The following is a 5,336-nucleotide window of genomic DNA, read 5'->3' as shown; positions in this document are numbered from 1 at the left end:
TCCTTCCTGCCCCAGCGGACCTTCCTGGGAGGAGAACCTATGGGGTGCGTGACGGGCCTGCACGCCGGATCGCTCCGAAGCTTTTCGGGTCGCACGGCCAGCGGCCGTGGTTTCAGCTAGGAATGACCCGATGACCCGATGACCTGATGACCCGCTGACCCGATGACTCACTTTCCCTCACCGCCTGTACTCATCCCCACAATCGCCAATCGTTCGATACAAATCTCGCGACTTGCTCACTACCTTCCCAATCTGGCCTCGGTCTTCGGCATCCAATGTAAAACCGAATGTTCGTGCATTCTCTATCCGATGCTCGGCGATGCCCAAGCGCGTACCGACGATCACTCCACCAACAGCCGGACGATCAAGAATATATCGTACGGCGACGTTAGCGCTACTCACTTTGTGTTTATCAGCGACGTTTTTGAGTGTGGTCAGTAATTCCTGAAAGAGATTCCATCCTCCCCAACTATCGATCACCATCTTATACTTTTCCAAACTGACAGTGTTGAGTTCGCGACCGCGCGGTTCAGGTTTCCCAAGATATCTTTCCGCCAGTAATCCACCACACACGGTTCCATACGTAAGCAGCTTAATGTGGTGTTCACGACAAAACGGAATCATGGCAATTTCAGGACGACGATCGACCAGTGAGAATTGCACCTGGTTGGAGACAATGCGGATGCCGTGATCAGTGATGGTCTTGAGATGCTCAGTATCGAAGTTGGTCAGTGCAAGGTGGCGAATTTTTCCTTCGCTCTGCAGATCGGCCAGATGCTTCAGGGCATCGAGATATCCAGGGTCATCGTACTCCCACCAGTGGAACTGCAGCAGATCGAGCGTCGGTACATTCATACGCCGGAGAGAAACATTGATAGCGTTCTCAACAATCTGACGGGTCATCCGTCCAGGTCGTGGGACCCATTTGGTAAACGCTTGTACGCCAGACCACGCGGCTTCTCCACGTGCAGCGATGAACTGCCGCCGAAACTCACCAATGAAGTCTTCTGCCGGACCGTAGTGGTCGGCTAAGTCCCAGGTTGTGAACCCGGCATCGACATAGTCAAACATTTCTTTGATTGCCGCTTTCGGGTCAATGCGGCCGTGCGCACCGGACACTTGCCACAGACCGTTGAGGACACGGCAGATACGAAGATCAGGCGTCAATTGTTGATAGCTTTCAGCAGGAAGAGGCATGGTTGCCTCCTTTCACCGCCAAAGATAGGCACGTTGACATCCTCATCGCAAGCAGCCAGACTTGAGCGTCTCAAGTAGGAGGGACACTATGCCAGAGACAGCAGAGTTGCGCTCGCAACGTACCGAAACCCAAGAAGACGATCCGATTGAACTGCTCTATTCGCGTGGCTTGACCGATGGCCTGCCAGTCGTGCCGCCGACTGAGGCACGTGTGAAACGTATGCTGGAGGCGACGGATCGCGACCCACAAGAGTTGATCGGTACGATCGGTCCCAACTACGGTCGTGCAACCATAGAAAAGATCGCCATCAATGCCGTCATGGCCGGGTGTCATCCCTCGTATTTTCCTACTGTGCTCGCAGTGGTCGAAGCGGCCTGTGAAGATCAGTTCTGCATCCATGGCATTAACGTGACCACCTTTTCTGCATCACCAATGATCATTATCAATGGCCCGATTCGTCAGCAGATCGGTGTCAATTGTGGACACAATGCGATGGGTCATGGATTTCGCGCCAATGCGACCATCGGTCGCGCACTGCGCTTGATAATTATCAACATCGGCGGCGCCAAACCGCATGAGATTACCAAAGCAACTATGGGGCACCCCGCACAGTACACTTTTTGTGTAGGTGAGAATGAAGAAGAAAGCCCATGGGAACCGTTACATGTTGAGCGCGGGTTTCGTGCCGATCAAAGTACGGTGACATTGTTCGGCGGCCATTCGCCGTTGCAGATTAACGATCACGCTAGTCGTAACGCAGAGCAACTTGCGTTGTCGCTCGGTTGGACTATGGCTGGGTTGTGGAATCACAAGAACTTTCCGTTATTCTCGGATACCGTCTTAGTAGTTTGCCCAGAACATGCCAAAACTTTCAAACAAGATGGCTGGTCAAAAAACGATCTGCGGCAGTTTTTGTATGAGAAGATTCGTCGCCCGTTGCGTGAATTACGTCCCGGTGTGAATGGTGGCGAAGGCGCTGGCGTCAGTATGTTGCGCACGGACGCCAAAAAAGATCGTGAACCAGCAACCGACGATACCTTGTTTCCGAAATTCCCAAAGCCGGAAAATATCACTATTATCGTCGCTGGCGGTACGGCGGGTCGTTTTTCTGCGGCAGTACAAGGCTGGGCAGGCGGCAATGCAGGGAGTAAGATAACGACAAAGGTCATTTAAAGTTCAGGAAGGAGGTCCACTATGGGAGAAATGTTTCTTGACCCCACGGATAAAGTGGAACGATCACAAAAAGTGTTCGCGCCACGACTCGACACGCTTCAGGGAAAGACCGTTGGCTTGCTCGATATCAGCAAATCCAAGGGTGCATTCTTCCTTGATCGTGTCGAAGAAATCTTGCGTCAGCAATATGGTGTGAAAGACGTGTTGCGCCGCATGAAACCAACAGTGACGCGCCCGGCACCGCAGCCCATAAAAAATGAGCTACAGGAAAAGTGTGACGCGGTCATTGAAGCCCTCAGCGATTGAGGGGCCTGCATTTCGTGCAGTTCGCACGATGTCATCTATTTTGAAGAACAAGGCATTCCCACCGCAAATGTGACCACCACAGAATTCATTGGTGCTGCGCATGCGCAGTGTACAGCGTTAGGCATGGCACAATACGAACCAATCTTGGTTCAGCATCCCGTTCAGCCAAAGACACAGGAAGAAGTCCGCGCGCTGGCAGATCAAGTGATTGATCAGGTCATTGGCAAGTTATTGAAGCAAAAAGTGGAGAAGGCGGCGTAGTCTCTTTGTCATCGAGAAAACCGCCAATAATGTTCGGTACTCGTTCTGCAAGCATGGGAATGGGTTCCTTCGCCCCACAGGGGAGAAGGTCAGGATGAGGGAGAATCTAAAAGTCTCAACATTATTGTGGGGCTGATCACCCTCACCCTAGCCCTCTCCCTGGCAGGGAGAGGGAATTGTCAGAGTAAGAAGCCCCCCTTATTCTTTTTCACACCTTTTTTGCGGTCGCCCCCTCTTCCTTCACTCTAAGTGTGAGCGCAAGATGACCGATAACACGCAACAAGGTGAAAGGAGTCTTCACTTATGTCGTCTGCTTCCCTTGTCGAGTCATCCCCACAAGTGAGCCCGTCTCTTCCTCCCGGTCCTCCAGTACCCTCGCCCGTCCAACTCTTTCGCTGGCTCACCCGCCCCATTCCCTTTATGGAAGAGTGCGCTCGCAAGTATGGGGAATGTTTTACCATCCGGTTTCCCACCAGTCCTGATCCGTTGGTGTTTTTCAGTAACCCCGAGGTAGTCAAAGAGATTTTCACCAGTGACCCTGAGCAACTCCGCGCTGGTGAAGCCAATATGATTGTCAGACCACTCCTGGGTGAATACTCGTTGATCGTGCTTGATGGCATACGCCACCAGCGCGAACGTCGACTGATGATGCCACCGTTTCATGGCGAGCGGATGTATGTGTACGGCGAGACGATGCGTGAACTCACCGATCGGACCATTGCGACATGGTCGGTCGGACAGCCCTTCGCCATTCATTCCCACATGCAGCAGATCACACTCAATGTGATTCTCCGTACCGTCTTTGGCCTCGCTGAAGATGCCACCCTTACACGCTTACGCACCGTGCTCACAGAAGTTCTCGCTGCCGGAGCAAATCCGTTTATGCTGATTCCGTGGCTGCAAATCGACTTGGGTCCGTATTCGCCGTGGGGGAAACAAGTCCGGCGACGGAGAGAAATTGACCAACTGCTCTTTGCGGAATTTGCCCGACGCCGAACAACAGATCTTTCAGGACGGGAAGATATTCTGTCGATGTTGATGCAAGCACGCGACGAAGATGGCCAACCGTTACACGACCAGCATTTACGCGATGAGTTGATGACCTTACTCGTCGCTGGACATGAGACCACTGCGACTTCTCTGGCGTGGATGCTCTATCGTATTCTTAACCGTCCTGACGTGCTCGAAAAGTTACACACCGAACTGCGAGACGTATTTGGTGCTGGGCCAGTGACACCGCAACAGATCAACAAACTCGAATATCTCGACGCCGTTATAAAAGAGACCCAACGACTCAATCCTATTCTGCCCGTAGTCGGTCGCCGGTTGAAAACACCGACGACGATAGGCGGTCGAACGCTCCCGGCTGGTGCAGTCGCGATGCCGTGCATCTACCTGACCCATCATCGAGCGGATGTGTGGCCTGATCCGTACGAATTCAAACCGGAACGACTCCTCAATAAGAAACCAACCCCGTGGGAATTCTTTCCTTTTGGCGGCGGTAATCGTTTTTGCTTAGGGGCAGGATTTGCCACTTATGAAATGAAGGTCGTACTTGCACAGATCTTGACACGGACGACACTGCGACTTGCGTCCAAATACCCAATCCGTGTGGTCCGGCGGAGCATCACATTTGCACCGTCTGAAGGAATGCCAGTGGTTCTCGAGAAGCGGTTATAGGGCCTGAGAGCGGCGATGCTGGGGAATCCACACGTGGAACGTTGAGCCTTTGCCAACAGTGCTGTTTACTGTCACCGTTCCCCCCAGCAACTCAAGCAACCGCCGGACAATGTACAATCCTAATCCTACCCCTCCTGGTTTACGGGTCGCGAAGTTTCCTCCTTGACGAAACGGTTCAAAGATAAAGGGGAGGAGGTCTGGAGGAATGCCAGGACCAGTATCACTGACACTAAACGCAATGCCTTCCCCTTGAGGAACGACGGTAACGGTGATGGTTCCGCTTTCCGTAAATTTCAGTGCATTCGTCAAAAGATTCTTCAGAATGATTTTCAGCTTTGCGATATCAGTCCAAAGAGATGAAAGGTCAGGAGCAAGTGACCATTCCAGCGTCACACCTGGAGCATGATCCAAGTGCCGTGCTTCATTCGCCAGTTCATCGAGCAACTCAGAGAGCTGCACCTCTTGAATCATCAGTGGTACACGCTGACTCTGTAATCGGCTGAGATCAAGTGTTGTGTTAATGAGCGTCGTCAGCTCTCGTACGTTTTTGTCTACCCGTCCGAGGATGTCGGCCTGCTGTGGCGTAAGAGGCCATCCCTGTAAAGGTCGGTTGACTACCGTCGCATCGCCAGAATCCGCGCAGTCGATACGTGCGTTTGTTTTTTGCCACTCAGTTTGTGAGGTACTGGCTTCTTCGGCCCGCGTTTGGACTTGGTGT

The 5,336-nt window shown here is 52.6% G+C and carries 6 protein-coding genes; 4 read left to right on the top strand and 2 right to left on the bottom strand.

Annotated elements, in window-relative coordinates; all coding sequences use genetic code 11:
• Positions 1-177 precede the first annotated feature (177 nt).
• Positions 178-1,197, bottom strand: a complete 1,020-nt coding sequence (locus FJ147_26885; protein MBM4259513.1) for an aldo/keto reductase — start codon at positions 1,195-1,197, stop codon at positions 178-180.
• An 88-nt stretch (positions 1,198-1,285) separates the two neighbouring features.
• Here FJ147_26885 and FJ147_26880 point away from each other — a divergent pair, with 88 nt between their 5' ends.
• From FJ147_26880 to FJ147_26865, 4 genes are all read left to right on the top strand, one after another.
• Positions 1,286-2,371, top strand: a complete 1,086-nt coding sequence (locus FJ147_26880) for a hypothetical protein (GenBank protein MBM4259512.1) — start codon at positions 1,286-1,288, stop codon at positions 2,369-2,371.
• A gap of 30 nt (positions 2,372-2,401) precedes the next feature.
• Positions 2,402-2,677, top strand: coding sequence for a hypothetical protein (locus tag FJ147_26875; protein MBM4259511.1), 276 nt, complete (start codon positions 2,402-2,404; stop codon positions 2,675-2,677).
• Positions 2,678-2,746: 69 nt separating this feature from the next.
• Complete coding sequence (locus tag FJ147_26870) at positions 2,747-2,938, top strand: hypothetical protein (protein MBM4259510.1); 192 nt, start codon at positions 2,747-2,749, stop codon at positions 2,936-2,938.
• Between the two features lie 303 nt (positions 2,939-3,241).
• On the top strand, positions 3,242-4,618 hold the full coding sequence (locus FJ147_26865) for a cytochrome P450 (GenBank protein MBM4259509.1): 1,377 nt from the start codon (positions 3,242-3,244) through the stop codon (positions 4,616-4,618).
• Here FJ147_26865 and FJ147_26860 read toward each other — a convergent pair.
• The coding region (locus FJ147_26860; protein ID MBM4259508.1) for a HAMP domain-containing histidine kinase at positions 4,613-5,336 on the bottom strand (724 nt) is incomplete at its 5' end. The genes FJ147_26865 and FJ147_26860 overlap by 6 nt on opposite strands.

This window comes from Deltaproteobacteria bacterium (genome assembly GCA_016874775.1).
GTDB lineage: Bacteria > Desulfobacterota > Binatia > Bin18 > Bin18 > VGTJ01.
Note: the sequence above shows the minus strand (reverse complement) of the source record. Positions and strands in the feature narration are given on the sequence as shown.

What these genes read in the sequence shown, in the direction of transcription:
- FJ147_26885 (MBM4259513.1), bottom strand. Translation starts at nt 1,197, where the DNA reads ATGCCTCTTCCTGCTGAAAGCTATCAACAATTGACGCCTGATCTTCGT.
- FJ147_26880 (MBM4259512.1), top strand. Translation starts at nt 1,286, where the DNA reads ATGCCAGAGACAGCAGAGTTGCGCTCGCAACGTACCGAAACCCAAGAA.
- FJ147_26865 (MBM4259509.1), top strand. Translation starts at nt 3,242, where the DNA reads ATGTCGTCTGCTTCCCTTGTCGAGTCATCCCCACAAGTGAGCCCGTCT.
- FJ147_26875 (MBM4259511.1), top strand. Translation starts at nt 2,402, where the DNA reads ATGTTTCTTGACCCCACGGATAAAGTGGAACGATCACAAAAAGTGTTC.